This is a genomic window from Paraburkholderia tuberum STM678, assembly GCF_902833905.1.
Classification (GTDB): Bacteria; Pseudomonadota; Gammaproteobacteria; order Burkholderiales; family Burkholderiaceae; genus Paraburkholderia; species Paraburkholderia tuberum.
On sequence record NZ_CADFGP010000018.1, the window covers coordinates 92,878 to 115,632 of the forward strand.

At 65.5% G+C, this 22,755-nt stretch carries 22 protein-coding genes; 13 read left to right on the forward strand and 9 right to left on the reverse strand.

All coding sequences use genetic code 11. The features are described from left to right. Window positions 1-91 precede the first annotated feature (91 nt). Both HWY30_RS17690 and HWY30_RS17695 read left to right on the forward strand, forming a co-directional pair. Complete coding sequence (locus tag HWY30_RS17690) at window positions 92-1,030, forward strand: LysR family transcriptional regulator (protein WP_090801011.1); 939 nt, start codon at window positions 92-94, stop codon at window positions 1,028-1,030. 251 nt (window positions 1,031-1,281) lie between these two features. Beyond that, complete coding sequence (locus HWY30_RS17695) at window positions 1,282-1,434, forward strand: hypothetical protein (RefSeq protein ID WP_167368600.1); 153 nt, start codon at window positions 1,282-1,284, stop codon at window positions 1,432-1,434. 41 nt (window positions 1,435-1,475) lie between these two features. On the opposite strand, the gene HWY30_RS17700 is transcribed toward HWY30_RS17695, so the two are convergent. The 4 genes from HWY30_RS17700 to wrbA are packed head-to-tail and all read right to left on the reverse strand — an operon-like array spanning window position 1,476 to window position 4,980. Continuing rightward, window positions 1,476-2,282 (reverse strand): metallophosphoesterase, encoded by an 807-nt coding sequence (locus HWY30_RS17700; RefSeq protein ID WP_018421172.1) that lies wholly within the window; start codon window positions 2,280-2,282, stop codon window positions 1,476-1,478. A gap of 52 nt (window positions 2,283-2,334) precedes the next feature. Then, window positions 2,335-3,753 (reverse strand): FAD-binding oxidoreductase, encoded by a 1,419-nt coding sequence (locus HWY30_RS17705; protein ID WP_090801009.1) that lies wholly within the window; start codon window positions 3,751-3,753, stop codon window positions 2,335-2,337. A 32-nt stretch (window positions 3,754-3,785) separates the two neighbouring features. After that, entirely contained in the window at window positions 3,786-4,367 is a 582-nt protein-coding gene (locus tag HWY30_RS17710; RefSeq protein ID WP_090801008.1) for a DUF2069 domain-containing protein, read from the reverse strand. Between the two features lie 10 nt (window positions 4,368-4,377). Next, window positions 4,378-4,980, reverse strand: a complete 603-nt coding sequence (gene wrbA, locus HWY30_RS17715; protein WP_090801006.1) for an NAD(P)H:quinone oxidoreductase — start codon at window positions 4,978-4,980, stop codon at window positions 4,378-4,380. Between the two features lie 142 nt (window positions 4,981-5,122). Between wrbA and HWY30_RS17720 the strand changes: the two genes are divergently transcribed. Then, on the forward strand, window positions 5,123-6,436 hold the full coding sequence (locus HWY30_RS17720; protein WP_090801004.1) for a YihY family inner membrane protein: 1,314 nt from the start codon (window positions 5,123-5,125) through the stop codon (window positions 6,434-6,436). Window positions 6,437-6,470: 34 nt separating this feature from the next. Here HWY30_RS17720 and HWY30_RS17725 read toward each other — a convergent pair whose 3' ends face one another. From HWY30_RS17725 to HWY30_RS17735, 3 genes are all read right to left on the reverse strand, one after another. Further along, window positions 6,471-6,791, reverse strand: a complete 321-nt coding sequence (locus HWY30_RS17725; RefSeq protein WP_090801002.1) for an Mpo1-like protein — start codon at window positions 6,789-6,791, stop codon at window positions 6,471-6,473. A 209-nt stretch (window positions 6,792-7,000) separates the two neighbouring features. Continuing rightward, window positions 7,001-7,834, reverse strand: a complete 834-nt coding sequence (locus HWY30_RS17730) for an alpha/beta fold hydrolase (protein WP_090801000.1) — start codon at window positions 7,832-7,834, stop codon at window positions 7,001-7,003. Next, window positions 7,831-9,225 carry an O-acetylhomoserine aminocarboxypropyltransferase gene (locus HWY30_RS17735; RefSeq protein WP_090800999.1) on the reverse strand — a complete coding sequence of 465 codons (1,395 nt, stop codon included), beginning with the start codon at window positions 9,223-9,225 and terminating at the stop codon, window positions 7,831-7,833. Before HWY30_RS17735 ends, HWY30_RS17730 begins: the two co-directional genes overlap by 4 nt. 272 nt (window positions 9,226-9,497) lie before the next feature. Here HWY30_RS17735 and HWY30_RS17740 point away from each other — a divergent pair, with 272 nt between their 5' ends. The 3 genes from HWY30_RS17740 (at window position 9,498) to aroC (ending at window position 13,369) form a co-directional block, all read left to right on the forward strand. Continuing rightward, on the forward strand, window positions 9,498-9,965 hold the full coding sequence (locus HWY30_RS17740; protein WP_018421164.1) for a CBS domain-containing protein: 468 nt from the start codon (window positions 9,498-9,500) through the stop codon (window positions 9,963-9,965). Between the two features lie 202 nt (window positions 9,966-10,167). Beyond that, entirely contained in the window at window positions 10,168-12,105 is a 1,938-nt protein-coding gene (locus HWY30_RS17745) for an MFS transporter (RefSeq protein ID WP_090800997.1), read from the forward strand. A gap of 163 nt (window positions 12,106-12,268) precedes the next feature. Beyond that, a complete protein-coding gene (gene aroC / locus HWY30_RS17750) occupies window positions 12,269-13,369 on the forward strand; it encodes a chorismate synthase (protein ID WP_090800995.1) in 1,101 nt (366 codons plus the stop codon). A gap of 175 nt (window positions 13,370-13,544) precedes the next feature. Here aroC and HWY30_RS17755 read toward each other — a convergent pair whose 3' ends face one another. Next, window positions 13,545-15,218 carry an electron transfer flavoprotein-ubiquinone oxidoreductase gene (locus tag HWY30_RS17755; protein ID WP_090800993.1) on the reverse strand — a complete coding sequence of 558 codons (1,674 nt, stop codon included), beginning with the start codon at window positions 15,216-15,218 and terminating at the stop codon, window positions 13,545-13,547. A gap of 186 nt (window positions 15,219-15,404) precedes the next feature. Between HWY30_RS17755 and HWY30_RS17760 the strand changes: the two genes are divergently transcribed. Together HWY30_RS17760 and HWY30_RS17765 are read left to right on the forward strand one after the other, a co-directional pair. Next, complete coding sequence (locus tag HWY30_RS17760) at window positions 15,405-16,181, forward strand: SDR family oxidoreductase (RefSeq protein WP_018421159.1); 777 nt, start codon at window positions 15,405-15,407, stop codon at window positions 16,179-16,181. A gap of 56 nt (window positions 16,182-16,237) precedes the next feature. Then, window positions 16,238-16,669: an acyl-CoA thioesterase gene (locus HWY30_RS17765; RefSeq protein WP_090800991.1), complete on the forward strand. Its 432-nt coding sequence runs from the start codon at window positions 16,238-16,240 to the stop codon at window positions 16,667-16,669. A gap of 44 nt (window positions 16,670-16,713) precedes the next feature. Here HWY30_RS17765 and HWY30_RS17770 read toward each other — a convergent pair whose 3' ends face one another. Further along, the gene (locus tag HWY30_RS17770) at window positions 16,714-17,259 is read right to left on the reverse strand and encodes a LuxR C-terminal-related transcriptional regulator (RefSeq protein WP_018421157.1); all 546 of its coding nucleotides are present in this window, start codon (window positions 17,257-17,259) and stop codon (window positions 16,714-16,716) included. 219 nt (window positions 17,260-17,478) lie between these two features. Here HWY30_RS17770 and HWY30_RS17775 point away from each other — a divergent pair, with 219 nt between their 5' ends. From HWY30_RS17775 to HWY30_RS17795, 5 genes are all read left to right on the forward strand, one after another. Further along, entirely contained in the window at window positions 17,479-18,183 is a 705-nt protein-coding gene (locus HWY30_RS17775) for a CoA transferase subunit A (RefSeq protein WP_090800989.1), read from the forward strand. A gap of 2 nt (window positions 18,184-18,185) precedes the next feature. Continuing rightward, window positions 18,186-18,827, forward strand: coding sequence for a CoA transferase subunit B (locus HWY30_RS17780; RefSeq protein WP_090800987.1), 642 nt, complete (start codon window positions 18,186-18,188; stop codon window positions 18,825-18,827). Between the two features lie 227 nt (window positions 18,828-19,054). Continuing rightward, complete coding sequence (locus HWY30_RS17785) at window positions 19,055-19,951, forward strand: alpha/beta fold hydrolase (RefSeq protein WP_090800986.1); 897 nt, start codon at window positions 19,055-19,057, stop codon at window positions 19,949-19,951. A gap of 97 nt (window positions 19,952-20,048) precedes the next feature. Beyond that, window positions 20,049-20,402, forward strand: coding sequence for a RidA family protein (locus tag HWY30_RS17790; protein ID WP_090800984.1), 354 nt, complete (start codon window positions 20,049-20,051; stop codon window positions 20,400-20,402). A 69-nt stretch (window positions 20,403-20,471) separates the two neighbouring features. After that, window positions 20,472-22,715, forward strand: a complete 2,244-nt coding sequence (locus tag HWY30_RS17795) for a RelA/SpoT family protein (RefSeq protein ID WP_090800982.1) — start codon at window positions 20,472-20,474, stop codon at window positions 22,713-22,715. Window positions 22,716-22,755 lie beyond the last annotated feature (40 nt).

The following is a 22,755-nucleotide window of genomic DNA, read 5'->3' on the forward strand; positions in this document are numbered from 1 at the left end:
AACCGGTAAGGATGCAAGGCATTTTTACCAGACATGAGACAATCGCCATTGCTGATCGTGTAACAATCGCTGCCGATTTCTGAGGATAGGTATGGACACGCTTCAAAACATGCGCGTTTTCGTCCGCGTCGTCGAAGCGGGCAGCTTCACGGGCGCCGCGCAGCATCTGAATACGACGACGGCCTACGCGTCGCGCGCGGTTTCCGATCTGGAAGCGCATCTGCGCACGCGGCTTTTGAACCGGACCACGCGCCGCATCGCGCTGACCGAAGCTGGCGAGCGCTATCTGCAGCGCTGCGAGCAGATTCTCGCGTACGTGGATCAGGCGGAGGCCGAGGCGAGCGATGCGCACGCGCGTCCGTCCGGCAAGCTGAAGGTTCACGCGATGACGAGCTTCGGCCAGCACTACGTGGTGCCGGCCGTGGGCCGTTACCAGCAGCGCTACCCGGACGTGCAGATCGAACTGACGCTCGCGCAGCGCATGCCCGATCTGCTCGACGAAGGCTTCGACGTGTCGCTGACGCTCGCGACCAACCTGCCGGATTCGGGGCTCGTGTCGCAGCGCCTTGGCAGCGCGTTCAGCATTGCGTGCGCGTCGCCGGCGTACCTCGAACGGCGCGGCGTGCCGCAAACGCCTGCGGACCTGGCGCAGCACGTCTGCCTGCAGATGGTGACGCCGGTGAATCCGCCGGACAAATGGACCTTCGACGGCCCGAACGGCGAGGAAGTGGTCTCGCTCGGCGCGGCGACGTTTCAGGTGAACGTGGCCGAGGCGATGGTCGTGGCCGTCGCCCAGGGCATGGGCGTAGCGCTGATTCCGATCTACTCGGCGATCAGCCGTTTGCGCAGCGGCGAACTGCTGTGGCTGATGCCCGGGTACACGTCGCAGCAGATGAATCTGTATGCGCTGTATCCGTCGCGGCAGTATCTCGATGCGAAGATCCGCACGTGGGTCGAATTCCTGCGCGACGAGTTGCCTTCGACGCTGGCGGCGGATCAGGAGGAGTTGCGGCAGTTCGCGCGGACCTGACCGATCTGCTCGTCATGCATTGACGTTCGAGCGGCACGCGGAGTGCGGCAAGCGGAGTGGGCACGCGGCGTGGGCACGCGGCGTGGGCACGCGGCGTGACAGCCTGTTACACACGCGCCGCGCCGCAACATTTCTTTACTTCTCACGCGCAGTCGATTTGTTAACGTGTCGTTCACGCGCCGGCGCTTCGGCCGGACGCGCTGGATTCGGCGCCGTTCGGCGCCTCGCAACCACTGAAGGACGACACACTCATGGATACGCACCTGATGATCGGCTTGGCCGTCATGTTTGGACTGATCGGCGTCGCCGCGTCGCGCGATCTGCTGCGCCGCATGCGCGAACAGCAACCGCGGCTCGTGCCGGTCGAGGTCGAGTCACAGGATGCGCCGCGGCGCGAGCGGTGAGCGGCGGCGGGTTGATCTGATGCAAGAGGCCCGAGCACCCGCTAGATCTCGACGACCTTGTCCCACGCAAACAGCGGATTTTCCCACTGGCGCGTGCGCCGGTCGAAATAGCCGCGCGGATTGCACACGACGCGCGTGCCGTCCACCACGTAGTCGAACGACGTATGCGTGTGGCCATGAATCCACAACGCGACAGGCGCGCGCACGAGTTCGGGCAGATGGTTGACGAAGCCCGCCGACACGCGGTCTTCGGCAAAACGCCCGGCCAGGCTCAGCCGATGCGGCGCGTGATGCGTGACCACGATCGTTTGGCCGGCGAACGGTTTGGCAAGCTCGCTTTCGAGCCACGCGCGCGCATGCTGGTGCAGCGCGAGCGAATCGGCGGGCGTGAAGTCGCGCGCGGCGTCGCGCGGGTCGTGCGGCCAGTTCATCTGGATCAGCCCGCGATAGTCGAGCATGACCCGGCGCGCGGCGACGATCGATTCCTCGATTGCATCCGGCGTCGCGCCGTACAGCGCGAAGTCGGTCCACAACGTCGTGCCGAGCACGCGCCAGCGGCCCTGGCTGTCGACCAGCGCGGCGTTGTTCAGCATATGCACGTTGTCGACCTGCGCGGCCGCGTCGAGCATCGCGCTCTCCAGCGCGCCGAATTCACCGTCGTAGTACTCATGATTGCCCGGCACGTAGACGACCGGCACCGCGTCGTCGAACGCCTGCGCGGCCCAGCGCGGGCCGGCCGCATGATTGTGGATGTCGCCCGCCAGCACCACGAGATCCGCCTGCGCATGCGGGATCAGTTCAGGCTCGTCGTTTTCCAGATGCAGATCGGACAGCACGCGAATCTTCACGGACGCGACTCCTGCAAAACGCCTGCGCGCCGGATCGCGCAGGCTTCAGATATTAGCGTAGCACCTTGCCCGGATTCATCAGGTTCAGCGGATCGAGCGCCTGCTTGATCGCGCGCATCATCCGCACCTCGACGTCCTGCTTGTAGCGGGCGGCTTCGTCGATCTTCAACTGGCCGAGTCCGTGTTCCGCGCTGATGCTGCCGCGATGCGCATCGACGCTGTCGTAGACGATCCGGTTGATCGGGCTCTGGTACTGCCGCAGAAACGCCTTCGCATCGACGCCCTCGGGCGCCTGCACGTTGTAGTGCAGATTGCCGTCGCCGAGATGGCCGAACGTGACCATGCGCGCGCCCGGCGCGGCTTGCGCGATTGCCGCATCGGTCGCTTCGATGAAGTGGCCGATGCGTGAAATCGGCACCGCGATGTCGTGCTTGATGTTCAGGCCCTCCTCGGCCTGGGCGAGCGGAATGTGCTCGCGCAGATTCCAGAACGCGCGAGACTGCGCGAGGTTTTCCGCCACCACGGCGTCTTCCACGAGACCTTGTTCGAGCGCGGTTTCCATCAGCCCCTCGAACAGCGTGCGCGCGTGCACTTCGCTTTCGCTGTCCGACAGTTCGAGCAGCACGACCTGCGCATGTGGTTCGGCGAACGGATAACGCGTCTGCTCGAAGTGCCGGCCGACGAGGCGCAGGCAGAAATCCGACATCAGTTCGAAGCCGGTCAGGAGCGGTCCGGCGACGCGTTGCGTGAGCGCGAGAAAATCGAGCGCCGCATGCGGCGACGCGAGCGCGGCGAGCGCGGTGACGCGCGCGGCCGGCTGCGGATGCAGCTTGAGCACCGCCGCGGTGATCAGGCCCAGCGTGCCTTCCGCGCCGATGAACAGGTCGCGCAGATCGTAGCCGGTGTTGTCCTTGCGCAGCCCGCGCAGGCCGTCCCACAGTTCGCCTTGCGGCGTCACCACTTCGAGGCCGAGGCATAGCTCGCGCGAGTTGCCATAGCGCAGCACGCCGGTGCCGCCCGCATTGGTCGACAGATTGCCGCCGATCGTGCAGCTGCCTTCGGCGGCGAGGCTCAGCGCAAACAGACGCCCGGCCGCTTCGGCGTGCTTCTGCACGTCGGCGAGGATCACGCCGGCTTCGACCGTGATCGTGTTGTTGTGCGGATCGATGTCGCGCACGCGATTCAGGCGGCGCAGGCTGATGACCGCCTGCGCGCCGCTCGCGTCGGGTGTCGCGCCGCCCGCGAGGCCGGTGTTGCCGCCCTGCGGCACCAGCGCGACGCAATGTTCGACCGCGAGCCTGACGAGCGCGGCGGCTTCCGCGGACGTGGCTGGGCACAGCACCGCGCAGGCCGCGCCGGTGTAGCGGCGGCGCCAGTCGGTCAGAAAGGGAGCGGTGTCGTGCGGATCGGTCAGTACGTAAGTCGCGCCGATGGCGTCGCGGCAGGCGGCGAGAAAAGCGGTGTGGGTCATGTGGATCGGTTGACGGTGTTGGGGCTTGGGCCTCAGGCGGGCGGGATCGGTTCGCTGGCGGCTTGCTTTGCAGCCTGCTTTGCAGCCTGCTTTGCAGCCTGCTTCGCGGCTCGTTTCGCCGCGCGCTTGAACGGTCCGACATACGCGAGTGCGCAGGTGAAGAAGATCATGGCGAGTGCCGCTTGAAGCCAGCCGAGCCGCGCGCTCAAGCCATGATCGCTCCAGCCACGCACGACGCCTTCGGCGAAATACAGCAGGATCAGCATCGACGCCCATTGCATCGTGTAAAGCCGACGTCGCCACACGCCCGGCAACGCGCAGAGTAGCGGCAACGCTTTCAGCACGAGCAGCGAGCCGCCAGAGCGCAACGGCGCGAGCCACCATTCCCATGCGACGGCAAGCACGATCATCGAGACCAGTGTGAAAGCGGCGACGAGCGCGGCGGCAGCTTTGGGTTGCACGGGCACGACGGTTGTAGATGCCGACGCGTTGGCCGCGAGGCTTGCGGGCGCCGCGTTCGCGTGGTCCCCGGAGTTCGTGGCCGCGAGTTCAGCGCCACCCGCGTCACGACGGGCGTCGTCGCGTTCGGTGGGTTGCGGATCCGGTTCGTTCACGGCTTTACGCTCACGGCCTTTCGGACATCGACGCCGCCGTGCGCCCAACGCGCGCACCAAGCGCAATCGCCAGCGTCCGTTCGTCGGCGGAGATGCCATGGCCGGTCGTGCCCGCGCGCGCGTAATGCGAGGCGCCGTACGGCGTGCCGCCGGTCTGCGTGGTGGACAGCGCGCTCTCCGTGTATGGAATGCCGACGATGAGCATGCCGTGATGGAGCAGCGGCAGCATCATCGACAACAGCGTGGATTCCTGGCCGCCGTGCAGGCTGCCGGTCGACGTGAACACGCAGGCCGGCTTGCCCGACAGTGCACCGGATAGCCACTGCGGCGTGGTGCCGTCGAGAAAGTATTTGAGCGCGGCCGCCATGTTGCCGAAGCGGGTCGGCGAACCGAGCGCGAGGCCCGCGCATTCTTCGAGGTCGCGCAGCTCGACGTACGGTGGTCCTTCGGTGGGAATGTCCGGCTCGCTCGCCTCGCAAACCGTGGAAACCGCCGGCACGGTGCGCACGCGCGCCTGCATGCCGGGGACGCTGTCGACGCCGTGCGCGATTGCCAGCGCGAGCTCGCGGGTGGCGCCGTGACGGCTGTAATAAAGCACGAGAATGTCTTTCATAGGCCTCATCATTGAACGGGTATTATAGGGGTTCGGTCAGTTGCACAGGCCGCTCATAGCCGTTCGGCCAGGAGCTTCGGCCAAACGCCGCGCGGAGTTCCCGCAGTCCCGGTCTGACGGTTCAGCAAGCAAGGAGGCAGGTTTGTTGGTTAGGATGCGTTTCGATCTCGACACGCTCAAACGGCTCGCGCAATTCGCGGCGCAACGCATCGGCGAGGACCGGATTCCGCAGGTCGCGGGCAGCCTGACGTTCACGACGATGCTGGCGCTCGTGCCGCTCGCCACCGTCGCGTTTGCGCTGTTCACCGCGTTTCCGATCTTCAGCTCGTTCCAGGCGTCGCTGCAGTTTTTTCTTGCCGACCACCTGATGCCCGCGCAACTGAACGATCAGATCTTCAAGTATCTGAACCAGTTCGCATCGAAGGCCAAAGGGCTGACCACGATCGGCATGATCATCCTGTTCGTCACCGCGGTGATGACGATGATGACCGTCGAGTCCGCGTTCAATGTGATCTGGCGCGTGCGCAAGGCGCGGCCCGTCGCGCAGCGCATTCTCGTGTACTGGGCGATCATTACGCTCGGTCCGATCCTGATCGGCGTGAGCCTGTCCATTTCGTCGTATGTGTTCACGCAATCGATGTCGTTTAGCGCCGCGCAGCGCATCACACCGCTGATCGAATGGGCGCTCGCGAGCGCCTCGCTGCCGTTCACGATGCTCGCGTTCACGATCCTTTACGTTTATCTGCCGAACTGCCGTGTCGAATGGCGCGACGCGGTGGTCGGCGGCGTGATCGCCGCGGTCGCGTTCGAGCTCGCCAAGCGCGGCTTCGGCTACTACGTGCGCCGTATTCCGACCTATACGGCGGTGTACGGCGCGTTCGCAGCGGTGCCGCTGTTCCTGGTGTGGATGTACCTGTGCTGGTTCATCACGCTGACCGGCGCGATGATCGCATCGGCGTTGCCGGCGATTCGCATCGGTCAGTTTCACCGCCCTGTGTTCTATGGCAGCAATCTGTTCGATTCGCTCGAATTGCTCGCGCGGCTGTGCGAGGCGCGTGAGGGCGGCAGACGCGGCTACACGATGCCCGAGCTTGCCCGGATGCTTCGCCGCGACAAGGATACGACGCTGATGCTGTTGCAGCGTCTCGAGGAGATCGAGTGGATCGCGCGGCTGGAGGAGGACCATACCGGCCCGCACTTCGTGCTGCTCGCGAACCCGGCGCAGGTGACCGTGCAGCGGCTGTACGACCTGTTCGTGATCGACCGCGCGGAGCTTACGTATCAGCTCGAACTCGACTCCACACGCGTGGACGGCGGCATGCTGCTCGCCGCGCTCGACAACGACCAACTGAAGGTGACGCTCGCCGCGTTGCTCGCCTCGCGCGCGGCGGCACGGGCGGCGCGACCCGGCGATGGCGAGCGCGCGGCGGCTTCGATGCCGCACCAGGCAGCGTGACAGGGCGGCCAGACTTCGAGCCGCCCCGATAAAACTACAACGAAATCTTCCCCACGCAGATGTCCTTGAACATCACCCAGTCGCCCATCAGGCTGTAAAACGGATGACGGAAGGTGGCAGGCCGGTTCTTTTCGAAGAAGAAATGGCCGACCCACGCGAAGCCGTAGCCGCACACCACGGCCGCCGGCAACCATAGCCAGTTGCCGGTGGCGAGCGCCATCGCGAGGCAGCCAATGACGCCGAGCGAGCCGACGAAATGCAGCCGCCGCGACACGAGATTGCGATGCTCGCTCAGGTAGTACGGATAAAACTCCGCGAAGTTCGTGAAGTGATCGGTATGTGCTGTATGAGCCATGACGGCCTCCGGAGGCTGAGAAAGACAGCTTCAATCATTCTCCGGCGATCGCCTGCCTGGCGCAACCTGGCCATTCGGCAGATGGCGCGGCGGGTTCGGCGTGGGTATCGTGGTCGTTCGGTAGTGATTCGGTGGCGATTCGCAACGGCATTCCCGACGGCCGCCCGCGGAGCACCGAGGCGCGCGGCGAGCGGCCATCGCGCGCCCCATCAGCGCGCTTCGTGCGGCGGCCGCGAAGCGAAGCCGTACAGCGCATCGAGCGTCGCGTCGGGTTGCTCGGTCATCAACGCGTGGCCCGCATCGAGCGTGACGGTGTCGACCGGCGTGCCCGCCTGCGCGAGCGCATCGGCAAGCGCTTTCGCCGCGCGCGGCGGCGTCATCGCATCGCGCCGGCCAACGATCAGGCGCGTGGCGCAACGCACCTGCGCCGCACGAGCGTGGCCGTCCGCATAGGTATGGCAGGCGGTGAAGTCGGTGTGGAACAGATGCGGCTCGCCGCTGGCGGACACGTGCTCCATCAGCCGCTGGTTCATGCCGTGCAGCCAGAAACCGGGGCCGGGGCACGAGGGCTTCGCGGCGAGCGTCGAATGCGACCACTGGTTGACCATGCCGATTGCCTCGGGCTCGCGATTGAGCGCGGCGTCGAGCAGCGCGTCGGAGACCGTCATCGGCAGCGCGGTGGCGAGCAGCGCAAGATGCGTTGCGCGCTGCGGATAGCGGCCGGCGAAGTCGAGCGCGATCAGCGAGCCCATGCTGTGACCGGCGACGAACGCACGCGTGACGCCCACGGCGTCGAGCAGCGCAGCGAGCCAGTCGGCCAGCGCGGCGATGCTGACGAGCGCGGGGCCGGCGCTGCGTCGGTGGCCCGGCAAATCGACCGCGAGCACGCCGAAGCCGTGATGCGCGAAGTAGCGGCTTTGCAGCGCCCACACGCTGTGATCGTGCTCGGCACCGTGGATGAACACGGCGGTTGGCAGGCTCGCGTCGAAGGGTTTGCTGCCGGTGTAGGCGTAGGCCGGTTTGCCTTGAACGGTGACGATCATGCGGACTCCGGGCGGGCGGGGGTGCTCGTGGCGGCGGGCGCGGCAGTGGCGGTCTGTTGCGAGGCGCTGCTCGGCGTTGCGGTACGACCGCCGCTCGCCGGTTGCGCGGTTTTTTGCGCGGCTTTCAGCGCGCGCTTGAGATCGTCGATCAGGTCATCCGGATCTTCGAGCCCGATCGACAGACGGATCGTGCCTTCGGTGATACCGGCCGCGGCGAGCGCGGCGGCATCCATGCGGAAGTGCGTCGTCGATGCCGGGTGAATCACCAGCGAGCGCGCGTCGCCGACGTTCGCGAGGTGCGAGAAGAGCGTGAGCGCTTCGATGAAGGCGCGGCCGGCCGCGCGGTCGCCGCGCAGGTTGAAGCTGAACACGGCGCCCGCGCCGCGCGGTAGCAGCCGCCTGGCGAGCGCGTGGTCGGGATGCGTCGGCAACTCGGGATAGGCGACCGATTCGACCGCCGCATGACCGGCGAGAAACTCGACCACGCGCCGTGTGTTGACGACGTGACGCTCCATGCGCAACGGCAGTGTCTCGATGCCTTGCAGCAGCTGCCACGCGGCCTGCGGATGCAGGCACGCGCCGAAGTCGCGCAAGCCTTCCCGACGCGCGCGCAGCAGGAACGGCGCGACGGTGCTTTCCTCGGCGAATACCATGCCGTGGAAACCGTCGTACGGCTCGGTGAATTCGGGAAAGCGGCCGGAAGCCTCGAAGTCGAACGTGCCGCCGTCGACCAGCACCCCGCCGATCGTCGTGCCGTGGCCGCCGAGAAACTTGGTCGCCGAGTGGTAGACGAGGTCGGCGCCGTGCTCGAAGGGGCGCAGCAGGTAGGGCGTCGTGAAGGTCGAGTCGACCAGCAACGGCAGGCGGTGCGCGTGCGCGATCTGTGCGAGCGCGGCGATGTCGAGCACGTCGAGGCCCGGATTGCCGAGCGTTTCGCCGAATAGCAGGCGCGTGTTGGGGCGCAGCGCGGCGCGCCACGCGTCGAAGTCGCCGGGCTTGACGAAGGTTGTCTCGATACCGAAGCGTCGCAGCGTGTAATGCAGCAGATTGTGCGAGCCGCCGTACAGCGCGCTCGACGCGACGATGTGCGAACCCGCGCCCATCAGCGTCGCGATCGCCAGATGCAGCGCGGCCTGCCCGCTCGCGGTGCCGATCGCGCCGGCGCCGTTTTCGAGCGCGGCGACGCGCTCCTCGAACACGGCGACGGTCGGATTCGAGATGCGAGAGTAGACGTGGCCGGCGCGCTCCATGTTGAACAGCGCGGCGGCATGATCCGAGTCGCGGAACGAAAACGACGTGGTCTGGTAGATCGGCGTCGCGCGCGCGCCGGTGGCAGGGTCGGGGGCTGCGCCGGCGTGCAGCGCAAGCGTATCGAAACGGTTGGCGGACATCGTGGGCGGCGGGCCGCGAGCGGCCTCGCGAAAGATCGGGGTGGGCGGCCATCCTACCATTGGCGCGCGCCGCTTCAAGCGCGGTTTTCCCGCGGGTTCCTGCGGCTCGTGCCGGGAGCGGGGCATGCTCGCAATCTGGAAGTCAGACGAATTGGAGTCTCCGAAGCCCGCCGCGCCTTGGCTGGCGGGCCGCTTTCCTTTTATGGGCCTTTCCGATAGGATCGAAAAAACATTTCATGCACTGCAAGATTGGCGGTATCAGGAGATAGATCATGCGAGTCAGCGACATTCTTAAAGTCAAGGGCAATACCCTTTTTACGGTCACGCCGGATACCACGCTGCATGACGCCGTCAATACCATGGCCGAGCACGACATCGGCTCGCTCGTCGTGATGGAGTACGGCGACCTCGTCGGCATGCTGACGTTTCGCGAAATCATTTTGACCTTGAGCGAGAACGGCGGCAGCGTCGGCACCTCGACGATCCGCAAGGTGATGGACGACCATCCGCTCACCTGCACGCCCGAAACCGACGTCAACGAAGTGCGCCGCATGATGCTCGAGCATCACGTGCGCTATCTGCCCGTCATGGAAAGCCGCACGCTGATGGGCGTCATCTCGTTTTACGACGTCGCGAAGGCGGTGGTCGAGGAGCAGGGGTTCGAGAACCGCATGCTGAAGGCCTATATCCGCGACTGGCCGGAAGAGCAGGAAGGACAGGACCAGCAGCCGGCGCGTTGATGCGCGTGGCTCGAAGGTCGCGCTCCGGCCGTCGCCGCGAGCGCGAATCCGCCGACAGGGCGCGCGCGCAAGCGGGCGCTTTTTTTGTGTCTGGAGCTGGTGCGGACGGATTGCGGGAGCCGCGTGCGCGAGTCGCGGCGATCCGCTTGCCGGCCGTGCCGCCCGCGTCATCGCCATTTTTCCGCGCCGTTCTCCTGACTTCATGAACGATCGTCCGTTGCCCGCTGCCCGCCGCGCCGCTCGCGCGCACGAAGCGCACGAATCCCAGTTCCGCCTGCTCGGCCAGCGCCGCTTCGCGCCGTTCTTCTGGACACAGTTTCTCGGCGCGATGAACGACAACGTGTTCAAGATCGGCTTCACGTCGCTCGTCACGTATCAGGCGGCGCGGTTTTCGGGCGTCGACCCGAAAACCGCGGCGTTCCTGATCTCCGCGATTTTCATTCTGCCGTTCGTGCTGTTTTCGGCCACTTCCGGCCAGATCGCGGACAAGTACGACAAAGCGTTGCTCACGCGCCTCGTCAAGACTTTCGAGATCGCGGTGATGCTGGTCGGCGGCGTGGGGTTCTGGCTGCATGCCGCGCCGTTGCTGTACCTGTGCACGTTCCTGATGGGCGTGCATTCGACGGTATTCGGGCCGGTCAAGTACTCGTATCTGCCGCAGCATCTGTCGCAGGCCGAGCTGGTCGGCGGCAATGGCATGGTCGAGATGGGCACCTTCGTCGCGATCCTGATCGGCACGATCGTCGGCGGCGCGGGCGCGGGGTTCGCCGAGCATGGCGCGGTGGTGCTCGCTTGCGCGTGTATCGCGATCGCGCTGATCGGGCGCGCCGTGTCGGGCTTCGTGCCGGCTACGCCCGCGCCGCAGCCCGGGTTGCGCATCAACTGGAACCCGGTCAGCGAAACGTGGCGCAATCTGAAGCTCGCGCGTGAAAACCGCACGGTGTTTCTTGGTCTGCTCGGCATTTCGTGGCTGTGGTTCGTCGGCGCGACGTTCCTCGCGTCGTTCTTCAACTTCGCGAAGGACGTGCTGTCCGCCGATCCCGACGTCGTGACCGTGCTGCTCGCCACGTTTTCGATCGGCATCGGCATCGGCTCGCTGTTGTGCGAACGGCTCTCGAAGCGGCGGATCGAAGTCGGCCTCGTGCCGCTCGGCTCGATCGGCATGAGCGTGTTCGCGATCGATCTTTTTTTCGCGAGCCACGCGCTGCCGCCGGCGGGGCATCTGCTCAGCGTTGGCGAATTTCTCGCGCGGCTAGCGCATTGGCGCGTGCTCGCCGATCTGTTCCTGCTCGCGATGTTCGGCGGCTTTTACAGCGTGCCGCTGTATGCGCTGATCCAGAGTCGTAGTCAGCCGAGCCATCGCGCGCGCATCATCGCCGCGAACAACATCCTCAATTCGCTGTTCATGATCGTGTCGGCGCTGATGGCGGTGGGCCTGACCGCCGCGGGCTTCAGTATTCCGGCGATCTTCCTCGTCACCGCGCTTCTGAATGTGGTCGTCGCGGGCTACATCTATTCGCTCGTGCCCGAGTTCCTGCTGCGCTTCATCGCGTGGCTGCTCGTGCATACGTTCTACCGGATCCGGCTCGTGCACGCGGAGCGGATTCCGGAGCAGGGCGCGGCGGTGCTCGTGTGCAACCACGTCAGTTTCGTCGATGCGATCGTCATCATGGCCGAAAGCCCGCGGCCGATCCGCTTCGTGATGGACCACCAGATCTTCCGCTCGCCGTTCGTCGGCTGGCTGTTCCGGCACGCGAAGGCGATTCCGATCGCGTCCGCGCATCAGGACGCGGCGCTGCTCGCGCGTGCGTACGACCAGTGCGCGCAGGCGCTCGCAGACGGCGAGCTCGTCTGTATCTTTCCCGAAGGGAAGCTGACGCGTACCGGCGAGCTGAATCCGTTTCGCCACGGCGTCGCCGAGATCGTCAGGCGGACGCCGGCGCCCGTCATTCCGATGGCGTTGCGCGGGCTGTGGGGCAGCGTGTTTTCGCGTGCGGTGGACGCAACCTGGCCGCGGCCGATCAGCAAAGGTGTGATGAGCCGGCTGAGCCTCGCCGTCGGCGAGCCGATCGACCCGGCGCTCGCGACGCCGGAGACGCTGCAGCGGATCGTGACCGAGCTGCGCGGCGCCCGCAAGTAGCCGTGGGCCGGTGCGCGGACGCCGAGATGGCGAACTCGCACACCATCACCCGCTTTCGGCCGAGTGCGCCCTGGCCGATCGGCCATCGCCGTCGCCAGGCCCGGCTTCGAGGCGGGCGGGCTGGCATAATAGCGTTCTCCCCGTATTTCTTTGGACGACGCTCATGTCCGGCAACACGCTCGGTACGCTTTTCACTGTCACGACCTTCGGCGAATCGCACGGCCCCGCTATCGGCTGCGTGATCGATGGCTGCCCGCCGGGCATGGCGCTCAACGAAGCCGACATCCAGTTCGAACTCGATCGCCGCAAGCCGGGCACGTCGCGCCACGTGACGCAGCGCCAGGAAGAAGACAAGGTCGAGATCCTGTCGGGCGTGTTCGAAGGTCAAACCACCGGCGCGCCAATTGCGCTGCTGATCCGCAATACCGACCAGCGCAGCAAGGACTACGGCAACATCGCGGAAACGTTCCGCCCCGGCCACGCCGACTACACGTACTGGCAAAAGTACGGCATTCGCGATTACCGCGGTGGCGGCCGCTCGTCGGCACGGCTGACGGCGCCGGCGGTCGCGGCGGGCGCGGTCGCGAAGAAGTGGCTGCGCGAGAAGTTCGGCACCGAAATTCGCGGCTATATGGCCGCGCTCGGCGAGATCGACGTGCCATTCGTCGATTGGGCGCAGGTGCGCGAAAACCCGTTTTTCGTGCCGAATGCGGAGATCGTTCCGCAGCTCGAGGCGTATATGGACGCGCTGCGCAAGGACGGTGATTCGATCGGCGCGCGCATCAACGTGGTTGCCTCCGGTGTGCCGGTCGGCCTCGGCGAGCCGCTGTTCGACCGCCTCGACGCCGACATCGCGCACGCGATGATGGGCATCAACGCGGTGAAGGGCGTCGAGATCGGCGCGGGCTTCGCGAGCGTCGCGCAACGCGGCTCGGTGCATGGCGACGAGCTGACGCCGGAAGGTTTCGTCGGCAATCACGCGGGCGGTGTGCTCGGCGGTATTTCGACGGGGCAGGACATCACGGTGTCGATCGCGATCAAGCCGACGTCGAGCATTCGCACGCCGCGCCGTTCGATCGACAAGGCGGGGAACCCCGCGATCGTCGAGACCTTCGGGCGGCACGACCCCTGCGTCGGCATTCGTGCGACGCCGATCGCCGAGTCGATGCTTGCGCTCGTGCTGATCGATCACGCGCTGCGCCATCGCGCGCAATGCGGCGATGTGGCCGTGATCACGCCGAAGATCGCGGCGAGCGCGCCGTAACCCTGACGCGGTCCCGCGATTGGCGGCGAACGAGCCGCCATAAAAAAGAATAGGGAAGGGGACCAACGAAACGCGCAAGAATGCGCGCAGACGAAAGCGCGAGCGCGCTATCGGAATTTGCCTGCGCGACGCTGCCGGTTATCGCGCAGCGCCGCAAAGGCAGACGGCACATCCATCACATATTCGGATAGTTCGGACCGCCACCGCCTTCCGGCGTGACCCACACGATATTCTGCGTCGGGTCCTTGATATCGCAGGTCTTGCAGTGCACGCAGTTCTGCGCATTGATGACGAGCCGCTCGCTGCCATCGTCGTTCTTCACGAACTCGTACACTGCAGCGGGGCAATAACGCGCCTCCGGTCCCGCGTAGGTCTGCCAGTTCACGTTGACCGGCACGGTCGGATCCTTCAGCGTCAGGTGCGCCGGCTGATTTTCCTCGTGATTCGTGTTCGAGATGAACACCGAGGACAGCCGGTCGAACGTCAGCTTGCCGTCCGGCTTCGGATACGTGATCGGCTTGCACTGCGAAGCCGGCTTCAGCATCTCGTGATCGGAATGCTGATGATGCAGCGTCCACGGCACGTTGCCGCCGAGCAGCTTCTGCTCGAGACCGACCATCAGCGTGCCAAGGTAGAGACCCTTGCTCATCCACTGCTTGAAGTTACGCGCGCGATACAGCTCGGTGTAGAGCCACGACGTCTTGAACGCTTCCGGGTAGGCGCTCAGTTCGTCCGACTGACGGCCGGCCTGGACGGCGTCGAACGCGGCATCGGCGGCGAGCATGCCGGTCTTGATCGCGGCGTGCGAACCCTTGATGCGCGACGCGTTCAGGAAGCCCGCGTCGTCGCCGACCAGGGCACCGCCCGGGAACACCAGCTTCGGCAACGACATCAGGCCGCCCGCGGTGATCGCGCGCGCGCCGTAGGACACGCGCTTGCCGCCTTCGAGAATCGCGCGGATCGCCGGATGCGTCTTGTAGCGCTGGAATTCCTCGAACGGCGACAGATACGGATTCGAATAGCCGAGGCCGACCACGAAGCCGACCACGACCTGGTTGTTGTCCATGTGGTAGAGGAACGAGCCGCCGTAGGTGTCGTTTTCGAGCGGCCAGCCGGCCGTGTGCATCACCAGACCCGGCTTGTGCTTCGCGGGATCGATTTCCCACAACTCCTTGATGCCGAGGCCGTACACCTGCGGATCGACGCCGTCGCGCAGCTTGAACTTCTCGTTCAGCTGGCGGCCGAGGTGGCCGCGCGCGCCTTCGCAGAACAGCGTGTACTTCGCGTGCAGCTCCATGCCGAGCTGGAAGTTTTCGGTCGGTTCGCCGTCCTTGCCGATGCCCAGATTGCCGGTCGCGACGCCCTTGACCGAGCCGTCGTCGTTGTAGAGCACTTCGGCCGCCGGAAAGCCCGGGAATATCTCGACGCCGAGCGCTTCGGCCTGCTGACCCAGCCAGCGCGTCACGTTCGCGAGGCTGATCACGTAGTTGCCGTGGTTCTTGAAATTGTCCGGCAGCGCCCAGGTCGGCACGCTCTTCGAACCGGTTTCCGTCAGGAACAGGAAGCGGTCTTCGGTCACGTCGACCGTCAGCGGCGCGCCTTTTTCCTTCCAGTCCGGGATCAGCTCGGTCAGCGCGCGCGGGTCCATCACCGCGCCCGACAGAATATGGGCCCCGATCTCTGAGCCTTTTTCGAGTACGCACACGCCAATGTCAGCGCCTCGTTCGGCGGCGCGCTGCTTCAGGCGAATGGCCGCCGACAGGCCCGCAGGGCCGCCGCCGACGATGACGACGTCATACTCCATCGACTCGCGCGGGCCGTACTGCTCAATGAGACTTGCGGGGGTCATTGATGCTCCTCTTACCGTTAGAATGCTTTTTTCGGGTTCGTATTGTGGGCGATCGATTCCCGCGCCGCAACCCGAAATCCGCAGATTAGCACGACCGTACTATTTCATGATACGGTATAGACCCTTAGTCGGGTCCTACCGAACCCGTCAACCGCAGTTGTCACCACAACCGAACAAGGAAAGACAATGGGCCGTTCGATCAATCTGGAAGGCAAGGTCGCGCTGATTACGGGCGCCTCGAGCGGGCTGGGCAAGCGCTTCGCGCAGGTGCTGTCGCAGGCGGGCGCGAAGGTCGTGCTGGCGAGCCGACGTACCGAGCGGCTCAAGGAGCTGCGCGCGGAAATCGAGGCGTCCGGCGGCGCCGCGCACGTCGTGTCGCTCGACGTGACCGACTATCAGAGCATCAAGTCGGCGGTCGCGCATGCGGAGACCGAGGCCGGCACCATCGATATCCTCGTCAACAACTCGGGCGTGTCGACCACGCAGAAGCTGTCCGAGGTCACGCCGGCGGACTTCGAATACGTGTTCGACACGAATACGCGCGGCGCGTTTTTCGTGGCGCAGGAAGTCGCCAAGCGCATGATCATGCGCGGCAACAACGCGCAGAAGCCGTCGTACCGGATCATCAACATCGCGTCGATGGCGGGCTTGCGCGTGCTGCCGCAAATCGGCCTGTATTCGATGAGCAAGGCCGCGGTCGTCCACATGACGAAGGCGATGGCGCTCGAGTGGGGCAAGCATGGCATCAATGTGAACGCGATCTGCCCCGGGTATATCGACACCGAGATCAACCATCACCACTGGTCGACCGATCAGGGCCAGAAACTCGTGGCGATGCTGCCGCGTCATCGGGTCGGCAAGCCGGAGGATCTCGATGGGCTGCTCCTGCTGCTCGCGGCGGATGAATCGCAGTTCATCAACGGCTCGGTGATCGTCGCCGACGACGGCTTCGGACTCGCGTGAGCGGGTCGTCCAAAGTTTCAAAAGCCAGGCAGAAAAAGGAAGAACGGAAGTACAGAATGAGCGATTTTCACGCAGTTTTCGAAATGACGATGCCGATCCGCTGGGGCGACATGGACGCCTTCGGTCACGTCAACAACACGGTTTATTTCCGCTACATGGAGCAGGTGCGGATTTCCTGGTTCGAGCACATGGACTTTGTCGGCCAGCGCGCGCACGGGCAGGGGCCGGTGATCGTCAATGCGTCGATGGAGTTTCTGAAGCAACTGCACTATCCGGGCGACGTGATCGGCCGGATGTCGGTGGCGACACCGGGGCGCAGCAGCTTCGATACGGCTTTCGAGCTCCTGCGCGCCGATGAGCCGGATACGCTCTATGCGCGAGGCGCCGCGCGATGCGTGTGGATCGACTACGCGGCGGGCAAGTCGGTGCCGGTGCCTGACGTACTGCGCGCGGCCATCGAGAGCGCGGCGCTCGTCAAGGCGGCCTGAGCGCGCGGCTTGACAGCGCTGTCGCGCGCTTCAAACGCCCTCTCTCAATCCCCGAGCAGCCGCTGCAACAGCTCGGTCGCATTGCCCGTATCGTATTTGCGCATGAGCCGCGCGCGGTAGACGTCGACCGTGCGCGGGCTGATGTCGAGCACGCGGCCGATCTGCTTGCTGGTCTTGCCCGTCACCAGTTGCGCGGCGATTTCGCGCTCGCGTGGCGTCAGCTCCACCGCGACCCGCCGGGTTGCGCTCAAATCCTCGAAGGTCCAGACACCCGCCGCGTGCGGGTCGGTGCGCTGCTGCGCGCGGCCCGTCACGTGACACCAGAACAGCTCGCCGTTCGCGCGCTTCATGATCCGGTCGTCCGCGTAGCTGCCTTGCGCGGTCATGATCGGCGGAATGCGCGCGCCGATCCGCTCGAACTCGTCCGCCGATGGATACAACACCTGGAACGACTGACCGATCAGCGCGTCGCGCGCGTAGCCGAATATCGACGCTAGCTCGTCGTTGCAGTCTTCGATGGTCCGCTCGCGGGACAGCACGAGTCCGATCGGCGCGAGGTGAAACGCAGTGCGGTAATCCAGGGCGGGCATGGGCGGGAGGCAAGTACTTATGTATTTTTGCGTATTGTGCCGCATGGCGGGCCCAGCGTACTCTTTCGCGCAGATGACAACGCGGCTCAAGCTGCGGATGACTAGAATGACGTAGCGGTATCGTGAGGCGACGTGAAGTTCGCCCGTTGCGATATCAGCCGCAATGATCCGGCGGCCTGCGTACACGTTTCGGGTTTCCATAGAGGAAGGGACATACAGATGAACAAGGTCTATCCAGGCGCCGCCGAGGCGCTGAAGGACATCGTCAAGGACGGGCAGACGTTCGCCGTCGGCGGCTTCGGGCTGTGCGGCATTCCTGAGGCGCTGATCGCTGCGCTGCGCGATTCGAAGGTGCAGGGCATCACGTGCATCAGCAACAACGCGGGCGTCGACGGTTTCGGCCTCGGCCTGCTGCTCGAGACGCGTCAGATCAAGAAAATGATCTCGTCGTACGTCGGCGAAAACAAGGAGTTCGAGCGCCAGTACCTGGCCGGCGAACTCGAGCTCGAATTCACGCCGCAAGGCACGCTCGCCGAGAAGCTGCGCGCGGGCGGCTCGGGCATCCCGGCGTTTTTCACGAACACCGGCTACGGCACGCAGATCGCCGAGGGCAAGGAAACCCGCCAGTTCGGCGAGAACCACTACGTGCTCGAACATTCGCTGACCGCCGATGTCGCGCTCGTCAAGGCATGGAAGGCCGACAAGGCCGGCAACCTGATCTATCGCCGCACCGCGCGCAACTTCAATCCGATGTGCGCGATGGCGGGCCGCATCACCGTCGCGGAAGTCGAAGAGATCGTCGAAGTGGGCGAGCTCGATCCGGACGCGATCCATACGCCTGGCATCTTCGTGCAGCGCATCGTGCTGAATGCGCATCCGGAAAAACGCATCGAACAACGCGTCGTCCGCGCGAAAGGAGACTGATCATGGCATGGACTCGTGACGAAATGGCCGCGCGCGCGGCGAAGGAACTGCAGGACGGCTTTTACGTGAACCTCGGCATCGGCTTGCCGACGCTGGTCGCGAACCACGTGCCGGCGGGCGTCGAAGTGTGGCTGCAGTCGGAGAACGGTCTGCTCGGTATCGGCCCGTCGCCGACCGAAGACGAAGTCGACGCCGACCTGATCAACGCCGGCAAGCAAACGGTGACGACGCTGCCCGGTTCGTCGATTTTCTCGTCGGCGGATTCGTTCGCGATGATTCGCGGCGGCCACATCAATCTCGCGATTCTCGGTGCGATGCAGATCAGCAGCAAGGGCGATCTCGCGAACTGGATGATCCCGGGCAAGATGATCAAGGGCATGGGCGGCGCGATGGACCTGGTCGCGGGCGTCAAGCGCGTGGTCGTGCTGATGGAGCATGTCGCGAAGGGCGATCAGCACAAGATCCTCGAAGAATGCACGCTGCCGCTGACGGGCGTGGGTGTGGTCGACGAGATCATCACCGATCTCGGCGTGATCGAAGTGACCGAAAACGGCTTGAAAGTGACCGAACTCGCGCCGGGTGTGAGCGTCGACGAAATCAAGGCGAAAACCGGCGCGCCGCTCGATGTGAGCGCGGTGAGCTGACGCGGGTTGAAACGCCGCTGCGCGCGTCGGCGCGACCGCGCGGCGGCAACGGTGTGTTCCGGACGGGCGAGACGCGAGTCTCGCCCGTTCTGTTTTTGGCGCGCGGCGGCGGATGCGCCGGACGGTTGGATCGACTTTCCTAAGCCTTCTGGCCGATGCTTGCCGCGCGACGAAGCGGTTTACAATCGTTCGCAGCCCAATCCGCAGCGTCTTTGCAAGGACACCAGATGACCGCAACGACTTCCGCTTCCACCACCGGGCGGCCCGCGCCGCGTCAACGTTACGTGCGGTGCGCGAGCCCTGCCGGCCTGCATCGCGTCGCCTATACCGAGTGGGGCGACCCGGACAATCCGCGCGTGTTGCTGTGCGTGCACGGACTCACGCGATCGGGGCGCGATTTCGACCGCCTCGCCGCCAACTTCGCGGACACCTATCGCGTGGTGTGCCCGGACGTGGTTGGCCGGGGCTTGTCGTCGTGGCTCGCGAACCCCAACTTATACGCGGTGCCGCAGTACGTCGCCGACATGGTCACACTGATCGCGCGGCTCGACGTCGACACCGTCGACTGGTTCGGCACCTCGATGGGCGGCCTGATCGGCATGGGGCTCGCCGGCCTGCCGGACACGCCGATCCGCAAGCTGCTGCTGAACGACGTCGGGCCGCATCTGGAGCCGGTCGCGGTCAAGCGCATCGGCGATTACCTTGGCAAGCCCGCACGCTTCGAAACGCTGCAGCAGGGCGTTGACTATGCCGCGCAGCTCGCGCAGAGCTTCGGACCGCTGACTCCGGACGAATGGCGCGAAATCAATACGCCGTTGCTGCGCGAAGAGGACGGCGCATGGGTGCTGCGCTATGACCCGCGCATCGCGCAGCCGTTCGCGGCGGTCACCGAGGAAGCGGCGAAGCTCGGCGAGGCGGCGCTGTGGCATTCGCTCGCGTCGTTCCAGGGGCCGGTGCTGGTGGTGCGCGGCGAGCAGTCGGATTTGCTGTCGCGTGAAACGGTCGCGAAGATGGTGTCGACCGCGCGTGCCGCATCGAGCGTGGAGATCGCCGGCGTCGGGCATGCGCCGGCGTTCCTGGCGGCGGACCAGATCGCGCTCGCGAGGGAGTTCTTCATCGGTTAGGCCGCGAACGCGTCATAATATTGAGTTCCGCATGACGATTTCATCGGCAGTGTCGTGTGGGACGTAGTTCGATTAACCCCTCAGCTCAGGACTTTTCATGGCAGTCATTCGTTATCACGTCGGCAAGCGTCTCTCGGAAATGGCCGTGCACAACGGCACCGTGTACCTCGCGGGTCAGATCGCCGAAGACGACGATCTGGACATCGCCGGCCAGACGCGCGAAGTGCTCGGCCACATCGACCGTCTGCTCGCCGAAGCGAACAGCGACAAGTCGCTGTTGCTGTCGGTGCAGATCTATATCTCGGACATGGCGCATTTCGCCGGCATGAACGCCGTGTGGGACGAGTGGGTCGCGCAGGGCGACACGCCGCCGCGCGCGACCGTCGAGGCAAAGCTTGCGAATCCGAAGTGCCTCGTCGAAATCGTCGTGATCGCGGCGCAGCGCAACTGAGTCGCGGCCGTCCGGCAGCACCGTGGTTGATTTTCCGTTGAATCGTCTGGCCCGGCGGGCCGTCGCACCATGAACACCGATACCGTTCCGAGCGCGCCTCATCCCCATCGTTCCTTCGACGAAGCGATGGCGTTCGTGCGCGAACATGCGGGCGAGGTGCGGCTGTCGTCGGGCGAATTGCTCGCGGATCACGCGGCGGGCACCGCGTCGATCATGCGCAAGCTCAACGTCGATCCGCCGGCGGTGCTGGCCGCTGCGCTGTTTGCGCTGACACCGCATCTGCGCGATCCGGAGCGCGTGATCGCCGACGACTTCGGCGAAGAAGTCGCCCAACTGGTCGGCGACGTACGCAAGCTGCTGCGGCTCGGCACGGTCAGTTTGCGCGCGGCGCAAAACGCGATGCCCGAGGCCGGGCGTGACGCGCAGGCTGCGCGCCGCGTGCAGGTCGAGGCGCTGCGCAAAATGCTGCTCGCGTTCGCGCAAGACATTCGCGTCGTGCTGATCCGCCTCGCGTCGCGGCTGCAAACGCTGCGTTATTACGCGGCCGCGAAGCTCGCGCCGTCGCCCGACGTCGCACGCGAAACGCTCGATATCTACGCGCCGCTCGCGAACCGCCTCGGCATCTGGCAATTGAAGTGGGAGCTCGAGGACCTCGCGTTCCGTTTCGAGGAGCCGGACACCTACAAGCGCATCGCGAAACTGCTCGACGAGAAGCGCGTCGAGCGCGAGAGCTATGTCGCGCAGGCGATCGAACGCCTGCAGCAAGAGCTGGCTGCCGCGCATATCCGCGCGGAAGTGAGCGGTCGGCCGAAGCATATCTACAGCATCTGGCGCAAGATGCGCGGCAAGGAGCTGGACTTCGCCGAGCTGTACGACGTGCGCGCGTTTCGCGTGATCGTGCCGGACATCAAGGACTGCTACACCGTGCTCGGCATCGTGCACAACCTGTGGCAGCCGGTGCCGAAGGAGTTCGACGATTACATCTCCCGGCCGAAGCCGAACGGCTACAAGTCGCTGCACACCGTCGTGATCGGCGACGACGGCCGCGCGTTCGAAGTGCAGATCCGCACGCAGGAAATGCATCGCTTCGCCGAATACGGCGTGGCCGCGCACTGGCGCTACAAGGAAGCGGGTGCGCGCGGCTATGGCGGCACGTTCACCGCGAGCGAGAAATACGACGAGAAGATCGCCTGGCTGCGACAGTTGCTCGCGTGGAAGGACGAAGTCTCCGAGGCCGAGCATGGCGAAGCGGGCTCGGCACAGCCGTGGGAGCAGTTGCGCCAGGCCACGCTCGACGACGATCACATCTACGTGCTGACGCCGCAGGCGCGCGTGATTCCGTTGCCGCACGGCGCGACGCCGATCGACTTCGCATTTCACCTGCACAGCGAGCTTGGGCATCGTTGCCGCGGCGCGCGCGTCGACGGCGCGATGGTGCCGCTCAACACGCCGCTGCAGAACGGCCAGACGGTCGAGATCGTGGCGGTGAAGGAGGGCGGTCCGTCGCGCGACTGGCTTAATCCGCAACTTGGCTATTTGCAAAGCCCGCGCGCGCGGCAGAAGGTGCGCGCGTGGTTCAACGCGGTGGAGTTACAGGAGCACATCGCGAACGGTCGCGCGATGGTTGAAAAAACCCTGCAGCGCGAAGGCAAGACCTCGGTCAATCTCGATCAACTGGCCGCGCGGCTCGGTTTCAAGACCACCGACGACCTGTTCTCCGTGGTCGGCAAGGAGGAGTTCAGTCTGAGGCTCGTCGAGCAGGCGTTGCAGGATGCGCCGCCGCCCGAGCCCGAGGTCGATGCGCCGGAGAAGTTCGAGAAACGCAGCAGCGGCGCGAGCGTCGCGCGCGGCGCATCCACGGGGGTGCTGGTGGTCGGCGTCGATGCGTTGCTCACCCAGCTCGCGCGCTGCTGCCGGCCGGCGCCGCCCGACGACATCTGCGGATTCGTTACGCGAGGCAAGGGCATGTCGGTTCATCGCAGCGACTGCGCGACGTTCCGCCGGATGGCGGAGCGCGCGCCGGAGCGCGTGCTTCAGACGGCGTGGTCGGCGGACGTGATGAGCGGCCGCGGCCATTCCGTCTACCCGGTCGACCTCAGCATCGAGGCGACGGACCGGCAAGGTCTGCTGCGCGATATCTCCGAAGTATTCGCGCGGGAAAAGATGAACGTGATCGGCGTAAAGACGCAATCGCGCCGCAATGCCGCGTTCATGCAATTTACCGTCGAGGTGTCGAGCTCCGAGCAGATTCAGCGCGCGTGCACGCTGCTGGGCGAGATCACGGGTGTCGTGCGCGCGACGCGCAAGAACTGAGGCGCGGGCGGTTGGAAAAAGCCTCGCTAGTGGCGCGACG

Bases quoted from the DNA above. Each gene is read 5' to 3' on its own strand.
- HWY30_RS17775 (WP_090800989.1), top strand. From the start codon at position 17,479: ATGAACAAGGTCTATCCAGGCGCCGCCGAGGCGCTGAAGGACATCGTC.
- HWY30_RS17695 (WP_167368600.1), top strand. From the start codon at position 1,282: ATGGATACGCACCTGATGATCGGCTTGGCCGTCATGTTTGGACTGATC.
- HWY30_RS17705 (WP_090801009.1), bottom strand. From the start codon at position 3,753: ATGACCCACACCGCTTTTCTCGCCGCCTGCCGCGACGCCATCGGCGCG.
- HWY30_RS17755 (WP_090800993.1), bottom strand. From the start codon at position 15,218: ATGACCCCCGCAAGTCTCATTGAGCAGTACGGCCCGCGCGAGTCGATG.
- HWY30_RS17785 (WP_090800986.1), top strand. From the start codon at position 19,055: ATGACCGCAACGACTTCCGCTTCCACCACCGGGCGGCCCGCGCCGCGT.
- wrbA (WP_090801006.1), bottom strand. From the start codon at position 4,980: ATGAAAGACATTCTCGTGCTTTATTACAGCCGTCACGGCGCCACCCGC.
- HWY30_RS17725 (WP_090801002.1), bottom strand. From the start codon at position 6,791: ATGGCTCATACAGCACATACCGATCACTTCACGAACTTCGCGGAGTTT.
- HWY30_RS17765 (WP_090800991.1), top strand. From the start codon at position 16,238: ATGAGCGATTTTCACGCAGTTTTCGAAATGACGATGCCGATCCGCTGG.
- HWY30_RS17780 (WP_090800987.1), top strand. From the start codon at position 18,186: ATGGCATGGACTCGTGACGAAATGGCCGCGCGCGCGGCGAAGGAACTG.
- HWY30_RS17790 (WP_090800984.1), top strand. From the start codon at position 20,049: ATGGCAGTCATTCGTTATCACGTCGGCAAGCGTCTCTCGGAAATGGCC.
- HWY30_RS17690 (WP_090801011.1), top strand. From the start codon at position 92: ATGGACACGCTTCAAAACATGCGCGTTTTCGTCCGCGTCGTCGAAGCG.
- HWY30_RS17730 (WP_090801000.1), bottom strand. From the start codon at position 7,834: ATGATCGTCACCGTTCAAGGCAAACCGGCCTACGCCTACACCGGCAGC.
- aroC (WP_090800995.1), top strand. From the start codon at position 12,269: ATGTCCGGCAACACGCTCGGTACGCTTTTCACTGTCACGACCTTCGGC.
- HWY30_RS17795 (WP_090800982.1), top strand. From the start codon at position 20,472: ATGAACACCGATACCGTTCCGAGCGCGCCTCATCCCCATCGTTCCTTC.
- HWY30_RS17745 (WP_090800997.1), top strand. From the start codon at position 10,168: ATGAACGATCGTCCGTTGCCCGCTGCCCGCCGCGCCGCTCGCGCGCAC.
- HWY30_RS17760 (WP_018421159.1), top strand. From the start codon at position 15,405: ATGGGCCGTTCGATCAATCTGGAAGGCAAGGTCGCGCTGATTACGGGC.
- HWY30_RS17740 (WP_018421164.1), top strand. From the start codon at position 9,498: ATGCGAGTCAGCGACATTCTTAAAGTCAAGGGCAATACCCTTTTTACG.
- HWY30_RS17770 (WP_018421157.1), bottom strand. From the start codon at position 17,259: ATGCCCGCCCTGGATTACCGCACTGCGTTTCACCTCGCGCCGATCGGA.
- HWY30_RS17735 (WP_090800999.1), bottom strand. From the start codon at position 9,225: ATGTCCGCCAACCGTTTCGATACGCTTGCGCTGCACGCCGGCGCAGCC.